We start from the raw sequence: 20,336 nt of genomic DNA on the forward strand, positions 1-20,336 counted from the left end.
GGCCGGCCCCGCCCTGCTCAGCCCGGCGTGTCCGGCCGCCAGTCCTGCCCTGACGCTCTCCGTCCTGGCACTGCTCCCCCTGCACCAGAAAGTACCGCCATGCCCGTTCCCAGAGCCGTTCGCAAGAGATGCGACACGCTCCTGTCCACCCTGCCGATACCCGAGCCGTTCAGCGCCGAGGCGTTCGCCGAGGCCCTCGCGGAGCAGCGCGGCCGGCCGATCGTCATACGGCCGCTGCCCCCGGGCCCCGGCGGCCCCGACACGCTCAGCGGTCTGTGGGTGCCGCTGCCGTCCGTCGACGCGGTTTTCTACGACGCCAGCACCAGCCTGGCGCATCAGACGTTGACCAAGCTGCACGAGCTCGGCCACATTGCCTTCGGACACCAGAGTCAGATCAACCCGGCCGCGATCGCTCAGGCGTTCCCCGACATGGACGAGCGCCATGCCGCCAAGGTCCTCGGGTTGCCGAGGGCCAGCCTCAGCGAGGTGCAGGAGCAGGAAGCCGAGATGCTGGCGCTGCTGCTCGCCTCCCGGCTGGGCTCGGGGCGCGGCACCACGCCGCAGGGCCAGGCCCTCACCGCGACGCTCGGCCACCCGGTGCGCCCGGCCGTCGAGGGGCGGAGGAGCATCTGATGCTGTCCCTCGTCATCCGCGTCGTCATCCCGCTGTCCCTGATCGGCATCAGCCTGTGGCGCCTGCCGGCGGCGGTACGTTCCGGCCGGGCCTCCCGTTCGCTGACGCTGTGCGTCGGCGCGCTGGGCCTGGCGCTCCTCACCAGCTACACCACGATCGACGACGGTCCGCTGCACCACGCGGTGCACAACCTGCCGGTCCTGCTGCGTCACCTCATCGGCATGGCGTCGATCGCGTTGCTGCTGGACTACCTGTACCTCGTGCACGGCAGCCGGGTGCGCGGGCGGCTGCGTCCGAGTTTCGCTGTCACGGCGGTGGCCGGCGCGGCGATGTCGGTGATCTTCTTCGTCCTGCTGCCGCGTGCGGACACCCCCGACGCTGCGCAGGTGATCGTCGACCACCAGGGCGAGCTGTGGGTGACGATCTATCAGTCGATCTTCTACGCGTTCCTGGGCACGTCCATGTGCGCGGGGACCGTGGTGTTCTGGTCCGCGCGCAAGGCCGTGCCGCGCGGCCTGCTGCGCGCCGGGGTGTTCAGCCTCGCCGCGGGCTGTGTCTTCGGTGTGCTCTACACCGTGCTGCACGTGCTGATCATGGCGGCGACGACCGCGGGGATCGCCTACACGCCGGCCATGGACCGTCTGTCGGACCTGACGGTGTCGGTGTCCATCCTGCTGATCATCATCGGCCTGGCGGTCTCTCCGGTGCCTGTGCTGGTGCGTTACGTCCGGGACCAGCGCGCGATCTGGCGCATGTACCCGCTGTGGCAGGCGCTCACCGGCGAGTTCCCGAGCCTGGTCATGGGTGAGTGGCGCTCGCGCTGGCGGGAGCTGTTCAGGACCGGGGACCGGACGATCGACGTGGCGCACATGGCGTTCAGCTGCCGGGACGGCATGAAGGCGTTGGAACCGTGGGCCGATCCGGCGGCGGTGCGGCCGGCCACGATCGGTGCGGACGCGGTGACGGACGCGCTGTGGGTGCGGGCGGCGATCTACCGCAAGGCCTCTGGTGAGGCCTCACCGGCCAAGCCGGGCACGACGTTCGAGGAGCAGGATCTGCGGGCGCCGGCCCGGGAGGTCGAGTGGGCGGTCGCAGTGGCCGGGGAGTTCGGGAAGGCGAGTTCGTGAGCGTGCAGCAGCAGGAGTCCCGTACCTGGAAGACCGCTCGGCGGGTCAGTGACTGGGTGGACCCGAAGAACGTGATCGTCGCGGTGTCGCTGGCGGTCGGCGTGCAGTACGGGTGGAAGGGCCTGGGGTGGGCGGTGGTGGCCATCGTGTTCGCCGCGGTGGTCCCCATGGCGTACATCGTGTACGCGAAGAGTGGTGGCCAGTGGTCGGAGCGGCACCTGGTGGACCGGGTGAAGCGGATGACGGTGCTGCCGGTGATCTGTGCGTCGGCGGCGGCCGGTGTCGCCCTGGAGTGGGCGACGTCGGCGCCGCGTCCGATGGTCGCGCTGACGGCCGCGATGTGGGCGACGATCACGGCGGTGTGGCCGATCACCCGCTGGTACAAGATCAGCGTGCACGCGGCGGTGACGGCCGGGAGCTTCATCATGCTGGCGCAGGCGTACAGCTGGTGGTGGCTGGCCGGGGTCGCGTTCGTGCCGGTGCTCAGCTGGGCGCGGGTTCGGGTGCGTGAGCACACCGTGGGCCAGGTCGCCCTGGGCACGGTCCTCGGCCTGGTGGTGGCCGGCGGGGTGTACGCGTTGGCGGCGGCGCTGTAGGAACGCCTGTGCCGCGCTGAACTGGGTTCAGCGCGGCACGGCTGGCCGGCGCAGTTCGCCGATGAGCGCGGTGATGTCGGGGGTGTCCGGCCAGGTTCCTGCGGCCCGGGCGCAGCGGAGGGTTGCCGGGAGCGGGTCCGCGGGTTCGGGTTCGTCGGGCGCGGTGGGTACTGCGCGTAGGTACGCCGGGCGGTGCCGACGTTGTTGTGGTGGTTCCTCTGGCCTCGTCTGCATGGTCTGCGCCCCCCTTGGCACCGGTCCCTGCTTCTTCGTCACGCACTGTGTGCGGATGATCGTCCCTCAAATTCTTACGCACCGTGGCCGGTCTTTCACAGGGACGATCTGTACCTATAGAAAAGGTAAAATGCAGGTCGGGTTGAAGCATGCCGTCCTGCCGTCAAAAGGGATGCACAGCGCATTGGACAAAACCAGCACCTCGGACAGGGCGGCCCTGAAAGCCTTCCTCAAGCCGATCCGGGCCAAGCTCGACCCCGCCGACTTCGACCTTCTTCCCCCGGTACGCCCCACCGGTAGCGGCCGGCGCGCCCCTGGCCTGGCCCAGGAGCACATCGACCACCTGACCGACCGGGCGCCCGGCACGTACGGCCGGTTCGAGTGCTCCAGCTCCCGGAGCGCGATCCCCCCGGACTACGTCGAGACGGTCGCCCGGATCCTGCGCCTGACCCGCGAGCAGTGGCGCACGCTGTGGCACCTCGTCTACCACCACCAGCCGCCCCACACCCTCGACCCCGAGGACGGAATGACGGTCGGATCCCAGTGGGAGACGATCGTCCACGCGCAGAGCAATCCCGCGTACGTGAACGATCTCGCGTGGAATGTAGTCGCCTACAACCCCGAATTCGCCTCCCTGTTCCCGGACGGAATACCGCCGAAGAACACGATGGAATGGATGGTCCTCTCCCCTTACGCCCGTGAGACCGGCCTGCCCGACTGGGCTTCCAGCTGGCTGCCGATGGTCCTGCCGCAGTTGCGCGCGGCGTGCACCGAGTACCGCCACAACCGCGATCTCGCCGAACTTGAGCGCCGCGTCGAGGACGACCCGGTGGCCGGCCCCGTGTACGCCAGCATGGCCGACGCCTACTACCAGCCCGACGGCGACGTACGCCCGATGTGGCACGCCGGCGAAGACCGGGAGATCACGGTGACGATCTGCCCGGCCATGCCCCTCGGCGCCCTCGGCGCCCGCCTGATGTTCCTGATTCCCGACTACCGGCCCGGCCCCGCGCTGCGCCGTGCTCACCCCCCTAGGAAGGCGGCCCCACCGTGCCGTACGCGTACATAGCCAGACCTCACACCGTGCTCGGGGAGCACCTGGTCACCCGAGAGGAGATGACCGCCGACGTCGTGGCCCGGCATGTCGGCCACCCGCGGATGGGGGTGATCAACCGGGTCCTGGCCAAGTCCCCGTCCACACGGCGTTTCTCGCAGCCGCTGGACGTGGTGCTCTCCGAGCGGCCCTTCGAGGAACGCAACGAGACCGCGGTCGCCGACGTCCTCCAGATGGCCACCAAGGCCTGCCGGGCCGCGCTGGAAGCAACCGGTACCGCGCCGGCCGACGTCGACTGCGTCATCACCACCAGCTCGACCACGGACTGGTTGCCGGGCCTGGACGTCCACCTGATCGGGGAACTCGGGCTGCGGCCGACGGTGTCGAGGGTCCCGATGTCGCAGCTCGGCTGCGGCGGCGGCGCGCACGCCCTGGTGAAGGCGGTTCACTACGTCCGGGCGCACCCGGGCACACGGGTGCTGGTGGTCGGCGGGGAGTCGCTCTCCAGCCTCCACCACCACGGCGACGACCGGATCGAACACTTCATCTACAAGCTGCTGTGGGGCGACTCCTCGGTGGCGACCGTCGTGTCGGACGTGCCGTCCGGACCGGGCCTGGCCGTGGAGGAGACATGGGAGCACGTGCTGCCGGGCAGCACCGCCCGTTACCGCAAGCGGACCGACCGGCAGGGGGTGCACTTCGACAGCGAGAAGTCCGCGCCGCAGTCGGTGAACGACACTGCGCCGGCGCTACGGGAGTGGCTGGCCGGCTGGCCGCTGGACTTCGTGGTGCCGCACGCGGGCGGGGTGTCCATCCTGGACGACCTCCAGCGGGAACTGAAGCTGACAGACGCCCAGTTGGTGCACGCCAGGCAGTCGCTGGACGAGGACGGGAACCTGGGCGGTCCGAGCGTGCTGCGGGTCCTGGAACGCACTTACGCCACTCCCCCGGCCGACGGGGAACAGGGGTTGCTGCTCGGCTTCGGGCCCGGGTTCACCACGGCGGCGCTGCGGGTGCGCTGGGCGGCGTAGGACATGCTGTACGAAGGGCCTGGGATCCGTGGTGAGCACGGTCCCAGGCCCTTCGTCGTGGTCAGCCGCAGAGCTGGTCCTCGATGGCCTGCTTCAGGGCCGTCGTCCACCGGGCCGGTCCACCGGGCGAGCTGGAAGCCCTTACCGGCCCGCGCAGCCCGTTCCCGCTGCTCCCCGAGGAAGTAGAGGCCAGGCCGGGCCCGGATGGGTGGTCAGCGGATGCGGATGCGGCGGCGCAGCCGGATCGGGCGGCGGGCGGTGCGGTTGCGAAGGGGGTGGGGGTCGTCGGTCTCGACGCCGGGCAGGCTCGGGTCGACCAGCATCAGGCCGAGCGCTTCGCGGTGTTCTTCGTCCAGGTGGAGGTGGACCGGGCGGCCGTCGTCCAGAACGAGGTGGACGACGGTGGGCTTGGTCGGGTCGTGGGGGGTGTCGACCTGGTCTGCCCAGGTGACGGTGATCGGGTCCTGCGGCCGGGCCTGGTCCCGGTCGTCGTCCTTGGTGGCGTGGAGCAGGTCGTGGATGCGGCTTGCCTGTTCCCACAGGCTGGCTGCCTCCTGGTCGCTGTACTCGGCGCGCAGGAGGGCGTAGAGGTCCGGGAAGTGCGCGTGGCTGTCCTCGTTGGCCTCTTCGGTGTCGAGTCCCTGGACGGTGGTGCGGTGGCCTGTGGGGATGAGCGGCCAGTGCGCGAGGTCGGGACGGTAGGCGTCGGTGGTGACGGTGGTACCGGGCAGGTGTGCACACTGGTTGATCTGCCAACGCAGGCCGGCAGCAAGGACATCCGCATCGTGCGGGGAGCTGATGGGGCCGATCCTGATGTCACGAAACCCGTTGGGTCGGCGGACGAGTACGGCGTGGAACTGTGCGGCGGTGGTGGCCACGGCGGTCCGTTCTGGGTCGGGGCCGCCCGGGGCGCAGCGGTGGTGCTGCGCCCCGGGGCGGGGGCGTGTGGGTCAGTTCGCGTGCTGGATGGTGAGCCAGTTGATGACGCTGGCCGTGTGGCCGAAGCGGGACAGCAGGTGTGCCAGGGCCATCGCTTCCTCGGGGGTCATGTGCGGGGCGAGGCGGGTGGCAGCGTCGTCCTGGCTCATGTGCTCGGCGAAGGCCTCAAGGACGTCCGTGAAGGTGGCACGGGGCGCCGGGGTGCGCTGGGCGGGGGTGGTGGGGTGGTCGAAGCGGGTGCGGAGCACGGTCTCGCCGTCTCCGGCGTAGCGGTTGCTGTGGTCCCACCCGGCGCTCCTGAAGGCGGTGACGACGGTGGTCATGACGTGGTTCAGCGCCTCGGGGGTGAGGTGGGCGCCGTAGTAGAAGGCCGTGACGTGCTGGTCGTGGTAGGCGAATCGGACGACGAACCGGGTGTCGCTGGGGAGGTAGGCCATGGCGGAGGCGATCGGGGCGGCGGCGGCCAGGGCGATGTGGGTCTGCGGGGTCTGGGCGGTGGTGGTCATGGTGGGCCTCTCCGTAGGTGGTTCGTTGCCGACACCAGCACACCCTCATAAACAACCTTCATCTTGCAAGTTGTTTATGAGAGGCGGCCCCTCCCCCTTCTCCGGTCCCGGTCGACGCCGTGGCACGGTAGCGGCCGGCGGATCCGACGGCGGGCACGGCAGTCCGTTCCACCAGGAGGTGGTCGACCCCGGGGGACGCAGCGCTGCCGCCGCGCCCCCGGGGGTAGGTCAGTTGGTGGGCTGGGGAACGCAGGTAAGGGGGTCGCAGCGTTCGCCGGGGTCGGCGCCACAGTGGTTGCACGGGGCCCCGTAGGCCTGTTCCTCAGGGATGATCCGATCGCAACCGGGGCAGAGGAAGGCGAGGTTGCCGCGCTGGTTGCCGCAGTCCCAGCACTCTCCGGCCCTGGCGGCCAGGAGCTGTTCGACGGCGGCGAGGCGGGCCAGGACCGGGCCGAGGTAGCCGCCGACCACGTGGGCCAGGTCGTTGGTGGCCGCGCGCAGCACGCGTTCGTCACGGCGCTCGTCCAGAGTCTGCACCAGCCGGATGAGGCGGGTCACCTGGGCGTCGTCGGCCGGGCGGACGCCGGACGGCAGGGCGGTGTAGTCGACGCTCATTCCTCGGCCTCGGGGTCGTAGGTGTCGCGCACCTCGACCGGGGTCACAGTGATGGCGGTGAACGACTCGTGACCGTCGTGGCCGATGTACAGGCTCTGCTCCTGGTCGGGGTCGGCGTCGGCCGGCTCCCAGCGGGTGGAGTCGGCCGCAAGGCGGTAACGGGCGTAGTCCTCGGCGTGCTGCCGGGCGGCGGCCGGGTTGGTGTAGGTGCCGAGGGGCAGGGATCGGTTTCCGGCCCGGTAGTGGTGGAGCGTGGCCGGCGTCTCGCCGGGGTCCTGGTCCTCGGTGACAGTGAAGCGGAAGCGGCGGCCGTCGGTGGTGGTGACCGTGATGGCCCACGGGCCGTTGCCGTCGGCGGGGTTGGACATGTCGACGTCGGTGATCTCGCTGTCCGGGCGGGCCGTGGCGGCGGCGAGGAGCTGGTAGGCGTGGAAGCGGGCGGCGAGGAGGTTCACCGGGCGGCCGCCGTGAGCTCGGCGCGGCAGGCGGCGGCACCGTAGAGCCGTGCCAGGCCGATCATGATGCCGGTGTTGTCGCCGATGCTGCGGGCGTAGGCCAGTGCCTCCGCCAGCTGGACGTGGTCGGCGTCGGTGGCGGGGTGGTTGAAGAGGTGGTGGCAGGTGGGCTTGGGCAGGGTGTCCATGTGCTGTTCCTGGGGCTGGGGCCCCGGGGCGCGGTGCGCGCCCCGGGGTGGGTGGAGTTGGCGATTCAGGCGGTGGCGAGCGTGCTGGTCGCCGGGGCGCAGGTGCACTCGGGGTCGGTTTCCCTGTGCTGGCTGCGCCAGGTGTCGGCGGCGTCGGTGCGGCCGACGGCAGCGAGGAGGTCGGCGATCGCGGCCGCCTCGGGGCAGGACATCGGTCCGACGATGTCGCCGATGCCGTCCCGCTTGCCCATGCACTCGGCGAAGGCGGCGAGGGCGCTGTTCAGGGTCGCGGGTTCCTGACCGGGGATGCCGATGCGGGTGAGGTAGGAGGGGTGGGTGAGGCGGGTGCTGAGAATCGTGACCGCGCGAGGTGAGTCGGGGTCGAAGGGGGCGAGCTGGTTGTTGAAGCCCCATCCCGCCGCCCTGAAGGCGTCGCAGACGGCGTGGGTGATGACGGTCCGCAGCTCGGCGCTGACCCGGTTGCTGTAGACGGCGGTGACGCTGTCGTCGTGGTAGTTGAAGACGACCGGGAACGGGGTGCTGGTGGGGATGTTGGCGAGCGCGTCGGCGATGGGCTGGGCGGCGTCGATGGTGGTGCGGCGGTACAGCGCGCGGCGTTCTGCGGCGGTGATCATGGTGGGCCTCTCTCTGGCGTCCGGTGGGCGCTGGTTCCCTGGGAAGGGCGGCCCCGGAGGGCCGCCCGGCCTGCGGCTTAGTCGGCGGTCGTGGTCTTGACGGCCGGACAGTCGGGCTCGTGGCAGGACGGGGTGGACGGGCAGCAGGGGTCGCAGGTGCAGTTGGAGAGGTCCACGGTGGGGTCCGTTCCGGTTGGGGGCGGTTCGTTGTCGGTGGCATCACCCTCTCATAAGCAACATTCAATTTGCAAGTTGTTTATAAGGGTGGAGGTTGGCCCCGAGTCTCGGGACCAAGGCCGGCCCCGGGGACAACCCCGGACAGGACCGGCCCCGGGGCAACACCTCAAGGGACCCTGCTGCGCCCCGGGGAGGGGCGCAGCAGGCAGCGGCTGGTCCGACTTTCCTTACCGGATGGCGCTGTTGGCTTCGATGAGGTCGGGCAGGACGTTCAGGGCGGGGGCGTTGTGCACTTCGGTGCCGTTGCGCATGTGACCGCCCCGATAGACGAGGTCCCCGCCGGAGTAGCCGCCGTGCCAGGTGCACGTGACCATCCACAGGCCGGAGCGTTCCGGGTGCGGCTGGTGCTCAACGTCGGGGCGGCGCAGGTCAAGGACCACGGAAACGTGTTTGGCGTGTACCGCCCTGTTGTTGCCGTGGGACCAGCGGATGTCAGCGGTCCATCCGTGTGTGCGCGCGTGCTGCGCCAGGCGGCCGGCCTTGGTGGGCAGGGCGTAGCCCGACGGTGCGATGGCGTAGAGGGTGCGGAGCCGGGCGTTGATCACGGTGATGCGGTGATCGTCGTAGGAGGTGCGGACGCGAAAACCGAGGCGGCTGGCCAGCTCCTTGGTGAGGGCGCCGATTTCGGCGAGGACACCGTCGGAGGTGGCAGGGGCAACGTTCGGGACGGACATAGCGAGTCTCTTCCGGGCGGGCCCTGCTGCGCCCCGGGGAGGGGGTCGGAGCGCAGCAGGGGGCGGGGTTACGGGGCGGTGGGGTTGGCGGTGATGACGGCGCGTACGGCCTTGAGGGAGGGCACGTAGTGGGTGACCGGGTGGTCCGGCGTCCGGGCGAGGACACGGCCGAAGAGGCGGACGCGGCCGGGGGCGCAGTAGCGGGAGTGCCAGCTGATCGAGTACGTCCAGCGGTTGGACCGGCGGTGGGCTGCTTCGGCCGGGGCGAGGAGGCGGCTGACCTGGACCGTTACCCAGGGGCCGTCGTCGGCCTGGCAGAACCACTGCACGTACGGCTTCCAGCCGTTGGCCTTGGCGTGGTCGATGAGGCGGGTAGCGGCCTTGGGCAGTGCGTAACCGGCCGGGGGGAGCGCGAGAAGGGGCTCCAGCTCGCGGATGAACTCGACGTGGTTCCTGCGGTCGGCGTCGGTGCGGTTGTCCGGGTGGATGCGCCGCAACTCGTGGACTGCGAGGAACAGTTCTTCGATCCTCGCTGCGACGGCGGGGGTGCGGACGGTGTCGGTCACGGGGGGGTGCCTCTCTCCGGCTGTTGGGTGGCGGGGCGGGGGCCGGGCCCGCCGGTGGGGCGGGCCCGGCGGGCGGTCAGTGGGAGAGGAGGTCGGCCAGCAGGGTGACCGGGTCCGCGAGGTCTGCGGCGGGGATGTCGGGGTTGGTCACGAGGGTCATCGGGTCGCCGGGGAAGCGCAGGGTGGGGGCGGTGGGGGTGGTGTCCTCGCGCTCGATGAGGTAGCGGGTGCGGTGGACGGTGTACCCGGTGATGCGGTCGATGCGCAGGTCGCGGCGCTCGCCGGTGGTGCGGTCCATGGCCTTGACCAGGACGTTTCCGGCCTTGCTGACGGTGAAGTCGTAGATCTCGATGGTGCGGACGGTGGTGGTGTTGTCCTCCTTCACGTAGGAGACGGTGACGGGGTGCTGGCGGTCCATGGCCTTGATGAGGCGGGTGGTGGTGGTGGCGGTGTCGGTGGCGCGGATCATCGGGGTCCCCTCCCGGTTGGTGCCGGTTCGTTGTCGGTGGCACCACCCTCTCATAAACAACTTTCAAGTTGCAAGTTGTTTATAGAGGTGATCTTGAACCCTGCGCCGGCCTCCCACCCCGGCCACTCCGGCCGGCTCCCGACCGGTGCCGCGCCCCCGGTATCACCCGCAACCGGCCCCGCCCCCGTGCTGCGCCCTGTCGACGGGGCTGGGCGGGCGGTGCCGCCCCGGCGGACGGCCAGGGCGGCACCGGGGAGCGTCAGGCCGGGGCGATCAGGAACCGGCTGTGCTCCCCGAACTGGCCGGGCTGCTCGGTGAGGGTGGCGTGGTGCTCGCGGGCGAAGTCGACCAGCGCTGCGCGGGTCGCGTCCCGGGCGCCGCCGTCGGCCCACGGGTCCTGGCCCGGCTGCTCGGCGGCCAGCGCCGCAACGTGGGTGAGGTGCCACCAGTAGACGTGGACCGCGCCGCCGTGGACGGAGGCGACAACACCGCCCCGGGCCGCGTGCGGGCCGCCGAACTCCAGCATGTGCTTGCCGTCCGGAACGTTCTCGGCGGCCGCGAGTGCCGTGCGCACCGGGGCGAGCAGGGCTGCGACCCGCTTGCCGAAGGCCTCGTTGGCGTTCATGATCGCCTCGGCCTCGGCGTCCGTTACCGGGATGTAGTGGGACGGCTCCCCCCGCCCGATGGCGTAGGTGATGGTCACGGAGCCGTCCGGGTAGCGCTCGGAGACGTTGTCGCCGTGGTTGGCGGCGGCGTGCACGGACTCCGCCGGAGACAGCATCCAGCCGCCGCGCTCGGTGCGGATCTTGAAGTAGGTGTGGCTGCCCATGGGAGGCCTTCCTCGGGATGTTGGGGTGTTGACGGGCGGTTGGCGGGCGCCCCGGGACGACGGTCCCGGGGCGCCCCAAACGGGCTCGTGCTACGCCTCGCGCAGCGCCGCCGCGAGGAGCCCGGGGACGTTCCACCCGGAGATCTCGACCGTGACCCCGAAGCACGCGCCTTCGCTGACCGCGCAGGACCCCTCAGCGGAGTGGACGACCCCGATTCCGGACGGCGCGTTGAGCGCCTTCGTCCACGCCACCCACTGGTCGATCGACTCGGGCCGGATCATGATCTTCAGCTGGTCGATTCCGATGTGCACGCTGTGGGGCGCTATGAGACTGCCGTCCGCCACCAGCGCGAGGAGATCCGCGTAGGCGCGCAGCGCGGGGGACGCCATCGGAGTGCTGCTGAGCGTCTCGACGGTGTCGGCAAGGGGCTGGCCCTGGTCGATGAGGCGGCGGACGCCGTAGGCGATCCGGACCGTTCCGGCGATGGGCGGCAGTTCGTGCGCGCCGCTGGGGCTCGGCTCGGCGAGGTGCACGGTGAGGGTGTCGCCGCTGACGGTGAGGTGGCTGAAGGTGTAGGGGACGGGCGACCAGTTCCTGAAGGTGCCGGCGTGGTCGATGGACGGGATGCGGATGCTGTCGCCGTGGACGAGGGCGTAGTAGGAGACGTGCTCGAAGATCCTGTCGTGGTTGTCCATGGGGTCCCTCCCGGTGGTGCCGGTTCGTTGTCGGTGGCACCACCCTCTCATAAGCAACTTTCAATTTGCAAGTTGTTTATAGCTTTCGAGTGGCCCCCTCCGGGCCACGGAGTCAACTCACCCACGCTGACCTGCAACGATGCACCAACTCCGCTACGCCACAGACGCGCTGCCACATCCACCACCAAGCCCCTCGGCCATGGCTGGTGGCGCGGTCAGGCGGGCGCGGGACCTCCGGGGGCCGGTCGTCCGGCCTGGGTGCGTCGAAGGGCGGCGGCGGCACCTCCGGCTGAGCGCTTCTCCTGGGCGCGGTCGGCCTGGTCGTGCTCCCACAGGCGGAGGAGGCGGTCCTGCTCGGTGGGGGTGAGAGCGTAGGCGGCTCGGCGTATGAGGCTGTCGAGGTGTGCGCGCTCGGTCGCGGTGAGGGGCATTGGAGTCGGCTTCTTCGCCATGTTCGGTCTTCCTGCTTGTGGGCGGTGCGGAAGGTGAGCGCCGAGGACAGCAAGAAGGCCAGCGCCGAGGAGGGCGCCGGCCAGGACCAGCCACGGGCTGACGGTCACGCGGTGGGGACCCGGTGGACGGCCGTGTATACCTTGTTCCAGCGGCCGGAGCGGCCAAGGAACATCAGCTCCCACTGGTCGGCACGCTCGTCCCACCGGTACTCGCGGGGGTCGGGCAGGTGGCGGCTGTCGTGCTCGGTGGCGGCGTGCTGGGCGGCTTCGAGGGTGGTGGTGACGGTGATGGGTCGGTCGCCGCTCATGACGACGTAGGCGTTGTGGTTCACGGTGTGCTCCAGCGGCGGTGGTTGGGGCCTGCCGCCGGGTGACGGCAGGCCGGGGCGAGTCAGCGGGAAGCGTCGACCGCGTCCGATGCGGCGGCGATCACACAAGCTGCGTCCTCGTCGTGAGTCAAGCCCTGTTGAACGCGTACTCGGCGATGTCCATGGGCCAGCGGGGGTCGTAGAACTCGATGACGACGGCGTTGCCGTCCTGGGTGGCCGTGTTGCTGCGGCCGCCGAACGGGGCGTGTTCGGCAACGACGTCAGCGGCGACCTCGGGGGTCAGGCAGATCAGGCGGGTGGTGGCCACGGTGGTCTCCTCGGTTGGGGCCGCCCGCGGGCGGCGTCCGGTGTCAGGGGTCAGCTGGTTGTGGTGCGGGCGGCGAGGAGGAGTTCGGCGGCGCGCTGGGCACCGTTGAAGTGGAAGATCTTGTTGTCGCTGTATGACTTCTCGCACTGCTCTTCGGCGTGACGCCGGATCAGCTCGGCGGCCTCTGTGAAGTGCTGGGCGCGGGCGGCGGCCAGCTCGGTACGGAGCCGGTCGATCTCGCCGAGGAGGCGTCCGACGTCGGTGACGTCGCGCCAACCGGGGTTTGTGGTGCGTTCGAACCGGGCTCGGATGTCGGCGAGGTCGGGGAGCGGCGGGGTGTCGGTCACTGGGCACCGCCGGCGGCGCGCTTGAGGACATCGGCGGCGGCGGCCCACTGCTCGTGCCGCTCCCAGTCGCTGGGCCGGAGGTCGTCCTCGTCGATCTCGTCGAGCCGGCTCTTCGAGGCGGTGGTGATCAGCATGCACCCCTCGTTGAGCACCTCGACACGGTAGGCGTCGAGCAACTTGGCAGCCTGGTCGGGGAGTTTGAACGAGACGTGGAAGGCGCGCTCGATCTCCTGGCGGGCGGTGCGCTTGGGCATCTGGTCTCCGTGGTGGGTGTGTGTGACGGCCGGTGGGTGCCGGCCGCCGGGGGTGGTCAGGCGTCCGGGAGTGTGGTGACGTAGGCGGCCTTGGTACGCCAGACGTGGCCACACTCGCCGCACCTGACCTCCGAGTAGTCGGACGGGGTGAGCCGGTAGCCGTTGAACGCGGACCGGTTGGCGTTGCGCAACTGCACACGCCAGCGCGGCCGGTGCGTCTTGTCGCGGCAGGTGTTCCCCCCGCTCACGCGGCGACCCAGTACTTGGAGCCGGTGCCGCCGAGGAACCAGACGCGGTCGCTGTCGGGGCTGGTGACGCGCCAGCCGCCACTGGTGCCAGCGATGGTGACGGTGATCAGGTCGCCGACAGGGCCCTTGTTGCCGCCGCGGGTCCAGAGGGTGATGACGTCGCCAACTCGGGCGCCCTTGAGGGTGCGGTACTTCAGGGGCGTGGCCTCGTGGACCGGGGTCGGCGCGGTGTGCTCGGCGATCTCCTCCGGGGTCGCGCGGCGGATGCGGACGTCCCGGCCGTCGCGGTACTTGATGATCGCGCCGCTACGGGGGCCGCACGACATCTCGCGGATGGTGCGCTCTACGGCCTCGTCCATCTGGCCGGCGTTGATCTCGTCGAGGGCTTCGCGGGTGATGAGGGTGGTGGTGCTGTTCTCGGTGCGGATGTGAGTGAGGTTCACGGTCTTCTCCGTTGGGGTGGGTGCCGCCCGGCGTGCAGCCGGGCGGCGGCGGTTGAAGCGGTGTGTCACTCGGCGTCGCACATGCACAGGGTGGTGTCACGGGTGGGCTTGGCGGTGCGGGTGGACTCGGCTGCGTGGGAGGGGGCCGTAATCACCCAGCACCGTTCGAAGTCGAAGCCGCAGTCGTTGCAGGTCTCGGTGCGCCATTCGGTTGCCATGTGAGGTCCTTCCGGGGTGGGTTCGTTGCCGGTAGGAACACCCTCACATAAACAACCTTCATTGTGCAAGTTGTTTATGTGGGCTCGTGAGGAACCGTCCGCTCCCGGCGCCGGCGTTGTGCGTCAAGGGAGGCCACGCCCTCGGGCAACCGGGTCTGGGACACGGGGCGCGGCGCGCGGGAGCAGGTCGCGGCGTGCGGCATGAAGCGCCTCTCGTACGGCTCCTGGGGCCGGTCGTCGGTGGGAACGCGGGAACGCCAGGTGCCGGTGTGGTCGAGCCGGGCGACGACGTTGCCCTGGACGTCGGGCTCGGGGTTGACCAGCTGTCGGCGGGCGGCCTGGGTGATGGTGGTGCGTACGGTCTCGAGGCAGAGTGCGCAGCGGGTGAGGCCGTGGCGGGAGACGGTACTCATGCCGCGGCGGTGCTGTTCTCGTCCTCGGGCGGCAGGCCGCGCTCCAGGCGGGTGTGGTCGAGGAGGCCAGCGAACTCGGCGGGGTGCCGGCCGATGAGGAGGTCGACGGCGCTGTCGCGGGCTTCAGCGGCCTGGCGGCGTGCGAGGGCGTCGGCGGCGTATCGGCGGACGGTGATGGGGCTCGGCTTGCTCGGGGTGGTGGGCGGGGCGGGAAGGAGCTGGCGGGCCTCGGAGTGGAGGGCGGTGAGGAGGGTGAGGCGGGCGCGGGCGGTGCGGCGGGCGCCGGTCGGGCCGGTGGTCGCGGCGCTCGCGGCGGCGCGCAGCCGCTTGAGGACGTGCAGCCAGGTGGGTACGCAGCGGGGGTCGCGCAGGGCGGCGGCGAGTTCGGGTGCGAGGAGGCGTTCGGCGTCCTTGACGACCAGGTACTGCTGGACGTCGCGCGGGCGGGCGTTGAACCAGGCCACCAGGGCGTCGTGGTCGAGCGGCCGGCCGTCGGGCCCGGTAGGAACGGCGACGACGCGCGGGGGCTTGGTGGTGATGTGGAACCAGTCGCAGGCTCCGCAGAGGTAGGACCGCTGGCGGCGGTAGCCGAAGAGGATCGCGCGCGGAGCGGCGGCCTTCTCGGCGGCCTCGGCGGTGGCGTAGCGGTCCTTGTCGGGGTAGAGGGGGCACGGCTGGGCGGCTGCGGCAAACTGGGCGAGGTCGGTGTTCACCGGTGGTCCTTCCGGTACGGGTCGGCCCCCGCTGCGCCGGGGCGGGGCGGGGGCCGGGGCGGTTGGGGGTGGGGTCAGAACGGGGGGATCTGGTCGGGGTCGATGCCGAGGGCGTGCAGCAGCTTCGTCATGGCATCGATCGGGCCGGAGCGCTTCGCGTCCACGACGTTCTCGTACGCGGCGATCGCGAGGGCCTGGATGTCCGGGCCGGGGAGCGGTGCGGGTGCGAGGGGGATGGTGGTGCCGTCGGGCAGTACGACGGCGGTGCGGATGTCGAGCTGGTCGAAGTAGGGGGCGAAGAGGTCGTCCAGCTGCTCAACGGTCTTTCCGGCCAGGGATGCGGGGTCGAGCGGGATGTGCTGCTGGCCGTGGATGGTGAGCAGGACGGTGGTGTCGGCCATGGGGTCTCTCCTTACCGGGAGTTGTGCAGTACGTCGGCGAAGCTGAAGGCGACGTCGGCGATGGCGAGCAGGGTGTACAGGGCGATCTCGCGCGGCGTCAGTGCGGTGGCCGGGGCGGTGGCGGCCGTTTCTCCGGGTTCCGGGGCGGTGGTGTCGGTCACTGGGCGTCTTTCCGGGAGGCGGGGGCCGGGGTGTACTCCTCGGCGCCGTCGGGGATGTAGCCGTGACCGCCGCAGTGGTTGCAGGCCCGGACGCCGATCTCGGAGTCGATCAGGCCGGTCCAGTAGGCGTACTGGGTGTCCCAGTCGGCGAGTGCGGCGGCGTAGTTGTCGGCGTGCACCGACGGGGGGACGGGCAGGACCAGCTTGCGCTTGACGGTGACCCGGACGGTCTTGGGCCGCCGCAGCTTCTTGCCGGTCATCCAGTCGGTGTCTTCCTGGCGGGTCACGGGCCGCTCGAACGGCACGTCGACCTCGACGCACAGCTGGCCGTCGACGCCGTCGTACTTGGCCTTGGAGGTGCTGACGCCGAAGAGGCCAGGGGTCCGCTTCTTGGCGTGGGCTTCGACGGCGGCGCGCAGGCCGGTGAGCTTGCCGGGCAGCCACCACCGGAACTCCGGGTGGCTGGTGAGGGCGCGGGGCAGGTCGGCGACCCAACGGGGGTCGTTTGTGGCGGGGGGCTGCTCGCCGCTGCCCAGGACCAGCCACGGGCCGCACGCCACCTCCTCGGTGACGGGGTCCTGGTCCTGCGTGACCGGGTCGTAGATGCGGTAGGGGTGGTCACCGTCCTCGTCACGCAGAGCCCGGTACTCGGCGGGGGTGAGGGTCGACTTGTACTTCGCGGACTCGTAGCCGGGGTCGGTCAGCGTGTAGCCGGTGATCTCCGAGCGGGGCGTCCAGGTGGCGGTGACGGTGGTGATCTCGCGGTCGGCGGCCCACCAGCCGCGCCGACCGGGGAGCGGGGTGAGCGGGTGGCCGTCCCCGTGCAGGGCGTCGGTGGCGCTGGCCCTGCCTCCGTTGCGCTGGTCCCAGAACACGACGGAGGGCAGGTGGTAGAGGTAGCGGGCGCCGTCGCGGATGGCGAAGTGCTCGCGCGGGTCGGTGGGCTGGGTGTGGGTGGTCATCGGGTCCTCAGAAGAAGGGTGGGGCCGGCCCCGTCCGGTGGGCGGGGCCGGTGGGGTGGTCAGTGGTCGGTGTCGGCGATGGTGCGGCCGGTGGCGCGCAGGATCGAGGCGACCTGTTCCATGTGGCTGGGGTTCCAGTCGGCGCCGCTCAGGAGGTTCTGGAGAGCATCCAGGGCGGCGTCGGAGTCGAGCGGGGGCAGCGGGGTGGGGATGAGGGCCGCGAGGGTGTCACGGACGGCCTGGCAGGTGGTGGGCGAGGGGGCCTTGGGCCCGGCGGCGATGTCGCGGGCGGCGGCGGTGATCACGCTGTCGGTGGCCTGCTCGGCGGCGTGGACGAGCTGTTCGCTCAGCAGGTGGTCGATGATCCGGGCGGTCTTGCGGGCGCGGTGGTACTCCTCGTAGCGCTCCTGGGGCCATCCGGCCGGGAGGCGGGGAGTGGTGCGGGGCAGGACGAGCAACGGGTTCTCCTCAGTGGTCGTCGCGGATCGCGGCGGCGACGTTGTTGATGGCGTCGGCGATGGCGAGCAGGGCGTACGTGTTGGCCTCGCGGATCGTCAGTTCGGCGGCCGGGTTGGTCTCGTCGTGCTGACTCGGGATGTCGGCGGCCTGGGCGAGGAGGCGCCGGACGGTGGCGTTCAGGCTGTTGGCGGCGGGCGACGTGTCGGTCATGGTCTTCTCCGTAGGGGTGACGGCGTCTGGGGCCCGGCGGCAGCCGTCCGAACTCCTGCGTCGGGCGGGTCGCCGCCGGGGGTGTGGGGCCGCGCCCCCGCGGGGGGGGGCGGGGGCCCGCCACGTGGGGGTGGGGGGAGGGGCGGCGGGGGGTGGGGGGAAGCGGGCGAGTGGTGGGGGGGGGGGGGGGGGGGGGGGGGCGGGGGGGGGGGGGGCCCCCCCCCCGGGGGGGGGGGGGGGGGGCGCGGCCCGGTCTGGTGGGGGTCAGGCGCTCGGCGGGAGGGCGAGAAGCGTGCGCTTGGTGCCGGTGGGGTGCGGGACCGCGAGGGCGAGCGCGCGCAGTTCGGCGAACTCGTTCACCGGGTTCGTGATGGGCGAGTAGATGACGGTGCCCGCCGGGACGATGCCGTGGAACTCGACGGCGATGATGCGGATCTGACCGATCGGGATGGCCCAGTTGCGGGCGTACTCGGCGACGATCGCGCGGATCGCCGGGAGGTGGGTTTCGGCGTCGGCCCGGTCGTCGGCCTCGTGTTCGGTGCCGGGGATGACCGGGTCCTCCCACGGCTTGCAGGTACGGCTGATGTCGATGGCGCGGATGACCCAGTCAGTGATGGGGCGGGTGGGAGCGGTGGTCACGGTGGTCCTTCCCGGTTGGGGCCGGTTCGTTGTCGGTAGCCACACACTCTCATAAGCAACCTTCAATTTGCAAGTTGTTTATGGCGTCCCGGGACTCCCCCTTCACCCCTCGCGGCGCCGGGCCGCGTCCACCACGGACACGGCCCGGCAGCCGGTCAGGCAGTGGCGGCGAAGCGGCTGTCCACCGGGAGGCCGGCGTCCTGGACGGGGTACAGGGCGGTGCGCGCCACCCTGACGCCCTGGTACCCGATGGCGACGATCTGCACGAGGAACAGCGGGACGGCATGGGCGCCGGCGTAGTCGATTGCGATCTGGCGGATCTCCGGCAGGTACTCCAGCGCCTCGGCCTCGTTGGCGGCGAGGTACTCGGTGTCCGGGACGACCGTGTTCCCGCCCGGGCTGAACGGCCGGCTGACGTCGACGGCGCGGATGACCCAGGACTCGGCGGTGCGGGCGGTGGAGGTCAGGGAGGGGAGGGAGGAGGAGGTCATGAGCGGGCGTGTCCTTCCGTGGCGGGGTGGGGCGTTGCGGGCTGGGGGGTGGCCGCCGTGCCGGGCGGGTCGTCCGGTACCTCGGTGACGACCAGGTCCAGGCGCCCGCCCTTCACGACGGGGCCGATCTGCGCGTCCACGCCGAGGAGGTGGGTGTGGTCGTCGTCGGGCAGCACGCCGACGTCGACCAGGCCGTCGATGGCCGCCTTCGCCGAGGGGTACCAGTTGTGCGGGTCGAGGCGGCCGCCGCGGGCGGGGTGGACCACGAAGGTGATGCGGGCCCGGACCAGGGGCGGGACCTTGTGGTGGCGGGCGGTCCAGCCGGCCGCGTCCCTGATCGCCCTGGACTTGCGGGCCTTCGCGCTCCAGTGCAGTCGTTCGTTGGCGTTGAGGAGCTGGAGGTTGGACGGCAGTGGCAGGACGTACTGCCGGGCAACGGTCACCATGCCGTGGCCCTGGCGGCCGCGAGGGTGACGACGCCGGCCGGGTGGCCGGTGCAGTCGGCGGCGTTCTGGAGGTCGGCGGCCAGGCCGCGGGGGCCGGTGACGGGGAAGGTGTGCTCGGTGCCGCAACCGCCGACCACCCGGGCGGTGAGCGGCGGTTGGGTGCCGGCGGCCGGACGGTAGGTGAAGCGCAGGCCGTGGCCGTCGTAGTGGGCGGTGCCGTCGGGAGCGCCGGTCCATCCCGGATGCGGGGCGTGGATCCCGAGGGCGCCGGTGTGGAGGGTGGCGTACGCGGCGACCGTCTCGGCGGCGTCGGCGGCGTGCTGGCGAACCAGGGCGGGGGTGGAGAACCAGGGCGAGGAGCCGGCCGAGCTCACGCGGGCATCCCTTCGGCGGCGGCGTCGCGGCGGACGCGGATGGCGGTGGCGAGCAGCGCCGCGGTGTTGGCCAGGCGCTCGAAGGCGGCCGGCTCGCCGGTGAGGTGGCCGAACGGGCCGGCGAGGGTGCCGGTGATCACGCCGTCGGAGCGGCGGGTGATGTGGGCGCTGGTGTGGTCGTCGGGGAACAGCATGGTGGTGCGGACGGGTTCGGCCGGGCCGGTGGCGGCGGTGTCCCAGTAGGCGACGGCAACGGCGAGGCCGGCGGCGGCGGCGTTGTAGACGCGGCGCAGTGTGCGGTGGAGGGTCGGCATCGGTGGTGTCTCCCGGGTGGTGGGGCCGGGCCGCCCGGGGCGGGCGGCCCGGCGGGTGGTCAGGTGAGGGTGTCGGCCAGGCGCAGGAGGCGTCCGATGACCTCGTTGTCGGTGGCTCCGTCGACCCAGTAGGCGATGCGTTCGATGGGGTCGGTGATCAGGTCGGGGTCGAGGCTGTCGGCGAGGGCCTGGACGGCGGGGCCGGTGCGGGGGTCGTCGAGGAGCAGGTCGCAGGCGTCTGCGGCGGCTTCGGGGGTGGCGGCGGTGAAGGCGGCAGGCAGGTCGCCGGGGTGGGCAGCGAGCCAGAGGGCGGCCATGGGGTCGAGGGCTGCGGCGGGTCCGGCTCCGGCCCAGGCGAGCGGGTCCCAGAGGTCGGGGTAGCCGTCGGGGGCGGCGAAGCTGGTTTCGGCGCGCCAGATGCCCCGGTCCCGCAGCAGTGTGGCGGCGGCTATGAGGTCGTGGCGAACGGTGTCGGGCAGGGCGGCGGTGCTGGCGGGCATGGCGGGGTGGTTCCTCCGGCCGGTCTCGGGCAGGGCGGCGGGCGGGGTGATTGCGCGGCAATCGGTGCGACGGCCGGGCGCACGGGGAGAGGGTGTCGACCGCATCCCGTGCGCCCGGCCTGCTGATGTCCGGTCCGGTCCCGGGAGCCCCGGGAGGGGGGTTGGGCTCGA

Annotated in this window: 37 protein-coding genes; 5 read left to right on the top strand and 32 right to left on the bottom strand. The window is 71.6% G+C overall.

Annotated features, from left to right (window positions below):
* Positions 1–99 precede the first annotated feature (99 nt).
* From ACFWPT_RS21020 to ACFWPT_RS21040, 5 genes are all read left to right on the top strand, one after another.
* Complete coding sequence (locus ACFWPT_RS21020) at positions 100–633, top strand: ImmA/IrrE family metallo-endopeptidase (RefSeq protein WP_380483360.1); 534 nt, start codon at positions 100–102, stop codon at positions 631–633.
* On the top strand, positions 633–1,760 hold the full coding sequence (locus ACFWPT_RS21025) for an MAB_1171c family putative transporter (protein WP_380483362.1): 1,128 nt from the start codon (positions 633–635) through the stop codon (positions 1,758–1,760). Before ACFWPT_RS21020 ends, ACFWPT_RS21025 begins: the two co-directional genes overlap by 1 nt.
* Entirely contained in the window at positions 1,757–2,356 is a 600-nt protein-coding gene (locus ACFWPT_RS21030; RefSeq protein WP_380483364.1) for a hypothetical protein, read from the top strand. Before ACFWPT_RS21025 ends, ACFWPT_RS21030 begins: the two co-directional genes overlap by 4 nt.
* 418 nt (positions 2,357–2,774) lie before the next feature.
* Positions 2,775–3,659, top strand: coding sequence for an XRE family transcriptional regulator (locus ACFWPT_RS21035; RefSeq protein WP_380483366.1), 885 nt, complete (start codon positions 2,775–2,777; stop codon positions 3,657–3,659).
* Positions 3,641–4,675: a 3-oxoacyl-[acyl-carrier-protein] synthase III C-terminal domain-containing protein gene (locus ACFWPT_RS21040; RefSeq protein ID WP_380483368.1), complete on the top strand. Its 1,035-nt coding sequence runs from the start codon at positions 3,641–3,643 to the stop codon at positions 4,673–4,675. The genes ACFWPT_RS21035 and ACFWPT_RS21040 overlap by 19 nt, the downstream gene beginning before the upstream one ends.
* Before the next feature lie 212 nt (positions 4,676–4,887).
* Here the strand turns inward: ACFWPT_RS21040 and ACFWPT_RS21045 are convergent, their stop codons facing one another.
* From ACFWPT_RS21045 to ACFWPT_RS21200, 32 genes are all read right to left on the bottom strand, one after another.
* Positions 4,888–5,553 (bottom strand): hypothetical protein, encoded by a 666-nt coding sequence (locus ACFWPT_RS21045; RefSeq protein ID WP_380483370.1) that lies wholly within the window; start codon positions 5,551–5,553, stop codon positions 4,888–4,890.
* A 72-nt stretch (positions 5,554–5,625) separates the two neighbouring features.
* A complete protein-coding gene (locus tag ACFWPT_RS21050) occupies positions 5,626–6,120 on the bottom strand; it encodes a hypothetical protein (protein ID WP_380483372.1) in 495 nt (164 codons plus the stop codon).
* Positions 6,121–6,348: 228 nt separating this feature from the next.
* Positions 6,349–6,735: a hypothetical protein gene (locus ACFWPT_RS21055; RefSeq protein ID WP_380483374.1), complete on the bottom strand. Its 387-nt coding sequence runs from the start codon at positions 6,733–6,735 to the stop codon at positions 6,349–6,351.
* Positions 6,732–7,190 (bottom strand): hypothetical protein, encoded by a 459-nt coding sequence (locus ACFWPT_RS21060; RefSeq protein WP_380483376.1) that lies wholly within the window; start codon positions 7,188–7,190, stop codon positions 6,732–6,734. Before ACFWPT_RS21060 ends, ACFWPT_RS21055 begins: the two co-directional genes overlap by 4 nt.
* Complete coding sequence (locus ACFWPT_RS21065; protein ID WP_380483378.1) at positions 7,187–7,378, bottom strand: hypothetical protein; 192 nt, start codon at positions 7,376–7,378, stop codon at positions 7,187–7,189. The genes ACFWPT_RS21060 and ACFWPT_RS21065 overlap by 4 nt, the downstream gene beginning before the upstream one ends.
* Positions 7,379–7,443: 65 nt before the next feature.
* On the bottom strand, positions 7,444–8,013 hold the full coding sequence (locus ACFWPT_RS21070) for a hypothetical protein (RefSeq protein ID WP_380483380.1): 570 nt from the start codon (positions 8,011–8,013) through the stop codon (positions 7,444–7,446).
* Positions 8,014–8,417: 404 nt separating this feature from the next.
* A complete protein-coding gene (locus ACFWPT_RS21075; RefSeq protein ID WP_380483382.1) occupies positions 8,418–8,924 on the bottom strand; it encodes a hypothetical protein in 507 nt (168 codons plus the stop codon).
* Between the two features lie 68 nt (positions 8,925–8,992).
* Entirely contained in the window at positions 8,993–9,490 is a 498-nt protein-coding gene (locus ACFWPT_RS21080; protein WP_380483384.1) for a hypothetical protein, read from the bottom strand.
* A 76-nt stretch (positions 9,491–9,566) separates the two neighbouring features.
* Complete coding sequence (locus ACFWPT_RS21085) at positions 9,567–9,959, bottom strand: WYL domain-containing protein (protein ID WP_380483386.1); 393 nt, start codon at positions 9,957–9,959, stop codon at positions 9,567–9,569.
* Between the two features lie 259 nt (positions 9,960–10,218).
* Positions 10,219–10,788, bottom strand: a complete 570-nt coding sequence (locus tag ACFWPT_RS21090; protein ID WP_380483388.1) for a hypothetical protein — start codon at positions 10,786–10,788, stop codon at positions 10,219–10,221.
* A 90-nt stretch (positions 10,789–10,878) separates the two neighbouring features.
* Positions 10,879–11,484: a hypothetical protein gene (locus ACFWPT_RS21095; protein WP_380483390.1), complete on the bottom strand. Its 606-nt coding sequence runs from the start codon at positions 11,482–11,484 to the stop codon at positions 10,879–10,881.
* A gap of 215 nt (positions 11,485–11,699) precedes the next feature.
* Positions 11,700–11,915, bottom strand: coding sequence for a hypothetical protein (locus tag ACFWPT_RS21100; protein WP_380483392.1), 216 nt, complete (start codon positions 11,913–11,915; stop codon positions 11,700–11,702).
* 125 nt (positions 11,916–12,040) lie between these two features.
* Positions 12,041–12,268, bottom strand: a complete 228-nt coding sequence (locus ACFWPT_RS21105; protein WP_380483394.1) for a hypothetical protein — start codon at positions 12,266–12,268, stop codon at positions 12,041–12,043.
* A gap of 124 nt (positions 12,269–12,392) precedes the next feature.
* On the bottom strand, positions 12,393–12,572 hold the full coding sequence (locus tag ACFWPT_RS21110) for a hypothetical protein (protein ID WP_380483396.1): 180 nt from the start codon (positions 12,570–12,572) through the stop codon (positions 12,393–12,395).
* Between the two features lie 50 nt (positions 12,573–12,622).
* Entirely contained in the window at positions 12,623–12,919 is a 297-nt protein-coding gene (locus tag ACFWPT_RS21115) for a hypothetical protein (RefSeq protein WP_380483398.1), read from the bottom strand.
* Positions 12,916–13,173, bottom strand: coding sequence for a hypothetical protein (locus tag ACFWPT_RS21120; protein ID WP_380483400.1), 258 nt, complete (start codon positions 13,171–13,173; stop codon positions 12,916–12,918). The genes ACFWPT_RS21115 and ACFWPT_RS21120 overlap by 4 nt, the downstream gene beginning before the upstream one ends.
* Positions 13,174–13,229: 56 nt before the next feature.
* Complete coding sequence (locus ACFWPT_RS21125) at positions 13,230–13,421, bottom strand: hypothetical protein (protein ID WP_380483402.1); 192 nt, start codon at positions 13,419–13,421, stop codon at positions 13,230–13,232.
* Positions 13,418–13,864 (bottom strand): hypothetical protein, encoded by a 447-nt coding sequence (locus ACFWPT_RS21130; protein ID WP_380483404.1) that lies wholly within the window; start codon positions 13,862–13,864, stop codon positions 13,418–13,420. The genes ACFWPT_RS21125 and ACFWPT_RS21130 overlap by 4 nt, the downstream gene beginning before the upstream one ends.
* A 65-nt stretch (positions 13,865–13,929) precedes the next feature.
* On the bottom strand, positions 13,930–14,082 hold the full coding sequence (locus tag ACFWPT_RS21135) for a hypothetical protein (protein ID WP_380483406.1): 153 nt from the start codon (positions 14,080–14,082) through the stop codon (positions 13,930–13,932).
* A 74-nt stretch (positions 14,083–14,156) separates the two neighbouring features.
* Positions 14,157–14,495, bottom strand: a complete 339-nt coding sequence (locus ACFWPT_RS21140; protein ID WP_380483407.1) for a hypothetical protein — start codon at positions 14,493–14,495, stop codon at positions 14,157–14,159.
* Entirely contained in the window at positions 14,492–15,208 is a 717-nt protein-coding gene (locus ACFWPT_RS21145) for a hypothetical protein (RefSeq protein ID WP_380483409.1), read from the bottom strand. Before ACFWPT_RS21145 ends, ACFWPT_RS21140 begins: the two co-directional genes overlap by 4 nt.
* A 74-nt stretch (positions 15,209–15,282) precedes the next feature.
* Complete coding sequence (locus ACFWPT_RS21150; RefSeq protein WP_380483411.1) at positions 15,283–15,609, bottom strand: hypothetical protein; 327 nt, start codon at positions 15,607–15,609, stop codon at positions 15,283–15,285.
* An 11-nt stretch (positions 15,610–15,620) separates the two neighbouring features.
* Positions 15,621–15,770 carry a hypothetical protein gene (locus ACFWPT_RS21155; protein ID WP_380483413.1) on the bottom strand — a complete coding sequence of 50 codons (150 nt, stop codon included), beginning with the start codon at positions 15,768–15,770 and terminating at the stop codon, positions 15,621–15,623.
* Positions 15,767–16,732 (bottom strand): hypothetical protein, encoded by a 966-nt coding sequence (locus tag ACFWPT_RS21160; RefSeq protein WP_380483415.1) that lies wholly within the window; start codon positions 16,730–16,732, stop codon positions 15,767–15,769. Before ACFWPT_RS21160 ends, ACFWPT_RS21155 begins: the two co-directional genes overlap by 4 nt.
* 59 nt (positions 16,733–16,791) lie before the next feature.
* Positions 16,792–17,190, bottom strand: a complete 399-nt coding sequence (locus tag ACFWPT_RS21165) for a hypothetical protein (protein ID WP_380483417.1) — start codon at positions 17,188–17,190, stop codon at positions 16,792–16,794.
* Between the two features lie 10 nt (positions 17,191–17,200).
* Positions 17,201–17,401 (bottom strand): hypothetical protein, encoded by a 201-nt coding sequence (locus ACFWPT_RS21170; RefSeq protein ID WP_380483418.1) that lies wholly within the window; start codon positions 17,399–17,401, stop codon positions 17,201–17,203.
* 264 nt (positions 17,402–17,665) lie between these two features.
* Positions 17,666–18,040: a hypothetical protein gene (locus ACFWPT_RS21175; RefSeq protein ID WP_380483420.1), complete on the bottom strand. Its 375-nt coding sequence runs from the start codon at positions 18,038–18,040 to the stop codon at positions 17,666–17,668.
* Between the two features lie 155 nt (positions 18,041–18,195).
* Positions 18,196–18,531: a hypothetical protein gene (locus ACFWPT_RS21180; RefSeq protein WP_380483422.1), complete on the bottom strand. Its 336-nt coding sequence runs from the start codon at positions 18,529–18,531 to the stop codon at positions 18,196–18,198.
* A complete protein-coding gene (locus ACFWPT_RS21185) occupies positions 18,528–18,977 on the bottom strand; it encodes a hypothetical protein (protein WP_380483424.1) in 450 nt (149 codons plus the stop codon). Before ACFWPT_RS21185 ends, ACFWPT_RS21180 begins: the two co-directional genes overlap by 4 nt.
* On the bottom strand, positions 18,971–19,351 hold the full coding sequence (locus ACFWPT_RS21190) for a hypothetical protein (RefSeq protein ID WP_380483426.1): 381 nt from the start codon (positions 19,349–19,351) through the stop codon (positions 18,971–18,973). Before ACFWPT_RS21190 ends, ACFWPT_RS21185 begins: the two co-directional genes overlap by 7 nt.
* Entirely contained in the window at positions 19,348–19,665 is a 318-nt protein-coding gene (locus tag ACFWPT_RS21195) for a hypothetical protein (RefSeq protein WP_380483428.1), read from the bottom strand. The genes ACFWPT_RS21190 and ACFWPT_RS21195 overlap by 4 nt, the downstream gene beginning before the upstream one ends.
* Before the next feature lie 59 nt (positions 19,666–19,724).
* Positions 19,725–20,165: a hypothetical protein gene (locus ACFWPT_RS21200; RefSeq protein ID WP_380483430.1), complete on the bottom strand. Its 441-nt coding sequence runs from the start codon at positions 20,163–20,165 to the stop codon at positions 19,725–19,727.
* Positions 20,166–20,336 lie beyond the last annotated feature (171 nt).

Origin of the sequence: Kitasatospora sp. NPDC058478 (assembly GCF_042720345.1) — a bacterium.
Taxonomy (GTDB): domain Bacteria; phylum Actinomycetota; class Actinomycetes; order Streptomycetales; family Streptomycetaceae; genus Kitasatospora.

Coding starts and splice junctions, on each gene's coding strand:
- ACFWPT_RS21140 (WP_380483407.1), bottom strand. CDS start 14,495: ATGAGTACCGTCTCCCGCCACGGCCTCACCCGCTGCGCACTCTGCCTC.
- ACFWPT_RS21135 (WP_380483406.1), bottom strand. CDS start 14,082: ATGGCAACCGAATGGCGCACCGAGACCTGCAACGACTGCGGCTTCGAC.
- ACFWPT_RS21070 (WP_380483380.1), bottom strand. CDS start 8,013: ATGATCACCGCCGCAGAACGCCGCGCGCTGTACCGCCGCACCACCATC.
- ACFWPT_RS21150 (WP_380483411.1), bottom strand. CDS start 15,609: ATGGCCGACACCACCGTCCTGCTCACCATCCACGGCCAGCAGCACATC.
- ACFWPT_RS21065 (WP_380483378.1), bottom strand. CDS start 7,378: ATGGACACCCTGCCCAAGCCCACCTGCCACCACCTCTTCAACCACCCC.
- ACFWPT_RS21120 (WP_380483400.1), bottom strand. CDS start 13,173: ATGCCCAAGCGCACCGCCCGCCAGGAGATCGAGCGCGCCTTCCACGTC.
- ACFWPT_RS21170 (WP_380483418.1), bottom strand. CDS start 17,401: ATGACCGACACGTCGCCCGCCGCCAACAGCCTGAACGCCACCGTCCGG.
- ACFWPT_RS21020 (WP_380483360.1), top strand. CDS start 100: ATGCCCGTTCCCAGAGCCGTTCGCAAGAGATGCGACACGCTCCTGTCC.
- ACFWPT_RS21025 (WP_380483362.1), top strand. CDS start 633: ATGCTGTCCCTCGTCATCCGCGTCGTCATCCCGCTGTCCCTGATCGGC.
- ACFWPT_RS21095 (WP_380483390.1), bottom strand. CDS start 11,484: ATGGACAACCACGACAGGATCTTCGAGCACGTCTCCTACTACGCCCTC.
- ACFWPT_RS21085 (WP_380483386.1), bottom strand. CDS start 9,959: ATGATCCGCGCCACCGACACCGCCACCACCACCACCCGCCTCATCAAG.
- ACFWPT_RS21195 (WP_380483428.1), bottom strand. CDS start 19,665: ATGCCGACCCTCCACCGCACACTGCGCCGCGTCTACAACGCCGCCGCC.
- ACFWPT_RS21075 (WP_380483382.1), bottom strand. CDS start 8,924: ATGTCCGTCCCGAACGTTGCCCCTGCCACCTCCGACGGTGTCCTCGCC.
- ACFWPT_RS21100 (WP_380483392.1), bottom strand. CDS start 11,915: ATGCCCCTCACCGCGACCGAGCGCGCACACCTCGACAGCCTCATACGC.
- ACFWPT_RS21180 (WP_380483422.1), bottom strand. CDS start 18,531: ATGACCTCCTCCTCCCTCCCCTCCCTGACCTCCACCGCCCGCACCGCC.
- ACFWPT_RS21050 (WP_380483372.1), bottom strand. CDS start 6,120: ATGACCACCACCGCCCAGACCCCGCAGACCCACATCGCCCTGGCCGCC.
- ACFWPT_RS21185 (WP_380483424.1), bottom strand. CDS start 18,977: ATGGTGACCGTTGCCCGGCAGTACGTCCTGCCACTGCCGTCCAACCTC.
- ACFWPT_RS21160 (WP_380483415.1), bottom strand. CDS start 16,732: ATGACCACCCACACCCAGCCCACCGACCCGCGCGAGCACTTCGCCATC.
- ACFWPT_RS21200 (WP_380483430.1), bottom strand. CDS start 20,165: ATGCCCGCCAGCACCGCCGCCCTGCCCGACACCGTTCGCCACGACCTC.
- ACFWPT_RS21090 (WP_380483388.1), bottom strand. CDS start 10,788: ATGGGCAGCCACACCTACTTCAAGATCCGCACCGAGCGCGGCGGCTGG.
- ACFWPT_RS21055 (WP_380483374.1), bottom strand. CDS start 6,735: ATGAGCGTCGACTACACCGCCCTGCCGTCCGGCGTCCGCCCGGCCGAC.